The following is a 2,586-nucleotide window of genomic DNA, read 5'->3' as shown; positions in this document are numbered from 1 at the left end:
CAGCCGCGCCGCGCCTCGGCGGAGTGGCCGGCATTCCGGTATGCCCGGTAAGCCGCCCAGCTCAGCCAAAACCCCAGCGGCAATGACCAAGCCAGATTGACAAGGTCGGCGTTGTCGGCCGAAATCCGACCCAACTCGCTGATCGTCTGCCGCACGGCGTCGTAAGGCTGGGACGCTTGCGGCCAATACCAGAGTCCCCAACCCCAGTAGATGGCGCCGGTCAGGCCGATCCAGGCCGTGGTTCGGCTATTCGGCATCGACCGCCTCGCCCGCCGGCAGCCAGCGGCTCAGCAGCGCATGCAACGCATCCGGATCGACCGGCTTGTGCAACACCAGATAGCCCTCCCGATCGGCGTGATGCAGGGCCGGGGAATCGAATTCGCCGCTGATCATCGCGCCGACCGCGTTTGGGCAGCGCTCCAACAAGGCTTGCAACAACTCGAAACCGCTTTCGCCGGAACGCAAACGTTGATCGCAGAACACGACCCGCGGCGCGAAGCCGCCGGCGATGGCGGCGAAAGCTTCGCCGCCGGAAGCGACGCAGACCGTCTCCACGCCCCAGGCCGCCAATAGGGATTGCCAGGCGCCGCGCACTTGCGGTTCGTCATCGACCACCAAGCAGCGGCCTTTGAGACGGCCGCCCCGCCCCGCCGGCGAGAAGTCGCGAGCGCGAACCGCCGCGCGCCGTTCGGCAATTTCGTCCGCCGGCCATTGCAGCCAAAACCGCGAGCCCTTGCCTTCCCGCGAACTCAAGCCCTGGCTGATACCCATCAAATCGGCGCAACGGGCGACCACCGCCAAGCCCAAGCCGTGGCCGGCGTTATCGATGCGCCAGGCATTTTCGGGACGGAAGAACGGCGAAAAGATGCGTTGGCGGTCGTCTTCGGCAATGCCGACGCCGGTATCCCACACTTCGAAGCGCCAACCGTTACCCCGGCGCCTAACCGCCAACAACACGCCGCCGCGTTGGGTGTAGCGCAGCGCGTTTTGTATCAGGTTGATCATCGACTGGCGCAGCAGCAACGGGTCGGCGCGCACCAGCGCTTGGCCGCCGCTGGCGCGCACCCGTAAGTCGATTTGGCGGACTCGCGCTTCTTCGCGAAACAACGTGGCGACATCGTTCATCATCGGGTCCAACGCCACAATCTGCGGATTGACCGCTTGGGCACCGGATTCGATTCTGGATAAATCCAGTAGCGAGTTGAACATCTGGGTCACCGACTGCACGCTTTGCCTGAGGTCGTCCAAGGCCGGACTCAGCAGCAGATCGCGATTGCGGCGGGAAATGGATTCGATCAGAAAACCCATCGCATGCACCGGCTGGCGCAAGTCGTGGCTGGCGGTGGTTAGAAAGCGGTTTTTGGCTTGCAGCGCGGCTTCGGCCTGTTCCTTGGCGAGCCGGTAATCTTCGGCGAGCCGGGCGCTGTCTTCCTCCAGCTTGATCTGTTGCAAAAAGAAGCGATGGGCGATGGAGGAATGCCGGTGTATCGACAACACGTAACTCAGGCATAAGGGTAAAACCAAATGCCAGTGCTCGGGAAACGCCCAAGGCGTCAATAGCGTGCAGCCGCCCCAACTGGCGACGAAGAAGCGCTTGAAGGCGCTGAACACCGGCGATTGATGGGTAGCGTTGGCCGCCATGATCGCCGCCAGGCTCATGTACAGCGTCAAAACGTACTCGAACGGAACCCGACCTAAGACGATCAGTACCAACGCCGCCAAGCCGGCGCCGTGAACCAGCGCCATCCGCGAAATCAGCGGCAGCCATCTGGCGACCGCCTCGGCCGGTTCGAGCCGATCCCGGTCGCGCAAATATCGCCGTTGTTGCAGGCGGACGGCGACCACCGCGATCAAGTAGGACAAGGTCCAGACCAGCAGTCCCCCGGCATTTTGGTCGAGCTGATGTTTCCAGAACACAAAGGGCAGGCCGACGAAAGGGATGATGCTGACGCTGTAAACCAAACGGTTATGCGTCATATCCAGCAGTCGGGCCTGGCCGGCGGAACTCACGTCTTCGAAGCGCAAGACTCGGGCGGAATCGGCCGCGCGGCCGGCGGTATTCATCAAGGCTCGTCCAAGGTTTTGCCGCGCAACTGGGTAATCACTTCGACCCGGTTGCGCGCGCCCAGCCGTTCCAAAATTCCCGAGACATGCTCCTTGACGGTTTGCTCTGACAACGACAGGTTCAAAGCGATGCGCTTGTTCGGCAAGCCTTTCAGTATCATCCCCAACACCTGACCCTGGCGGACGGTCAAGCCCAGTTCGGCGGCGGTGACCGGCCATTCCTTCGGCGGCGGCTCGGGACCGGCGCGGCCGCTCGGAAACCAAGCGTCGCCGCGCAACAACGCGGCGACCGCGCGGCCGAAAATAGCCGGAGCTTCCTGTTTATGAAAAAAACCGTCGGCGCCGGCCGCGCGGACTTTGTCCGCCACGGCGGCACTGTCGTCGGCACTGACCGCCAGCAGCCGGGTTGCCGGATGCTCCCGTTTCATTTGCGCCAACAACGGCAGCGCGGCACCTTCCGGCAACCAAAAATCCACGACGGCCAGCGCCGGCGGATGGCCGTCGTTTAAAATCCGCCAAAAC

Annotated in this window: 3 protein-coding genes; all 3 read right to left on the bottom strand. The window is 63.3% G+C overall.

The window, feature by feature from the left end:
* A partial coding sequence (locus AC3B8H_RS20285) for a hypothetical protein (protein ID WP_488443332.1) occupies positions 1-257 on the bottom strand: 257 nt, incomplete at its 3' end.
* Complete coding sequence (locus AC3B8H_RS20280) at positions 247-2,064, bottom strand: sensor histidine kinase (RefSeq protein ID WP_488443331.1); 1,818 nt, start codon at positions 2,062-2,064, stop codon at positions 247-249. The genes AC3B8H_RS20285 and AC3B8H_RS20280, both read right to left, overlap by 11 nt.
* On the bottom strand, positions 2,064-2,586 hold a 523-nt coding region (locus AC3B8H_RS20275; protein ID WP_488443330.1), incomplete at its 5' end, for a helix-turn-helix transcriptional regulator. The genes AC3B8H_RS20280 and AC3B8H_RS20275, both read right to left, overlap by 1 nt.

This window comes from Methylomonas sp. BG-2 (genome assembly GCF_057766305.1).
Note: the sequence above shows the minus strand (reverse complement) of the source record. Positions and strands in the feature narration are given on the sequence as shown.

Excerpts from the sequence above, each read along its gene's own strand:
- AC3B8H_RS20280 (WP_488443331.1), bottom strand. The coding sequence starts at position 2,064 with ATGAATACCGCCGGCCGCGCGGCCGATTCCGCCCGAGTCTTGCGCTTC.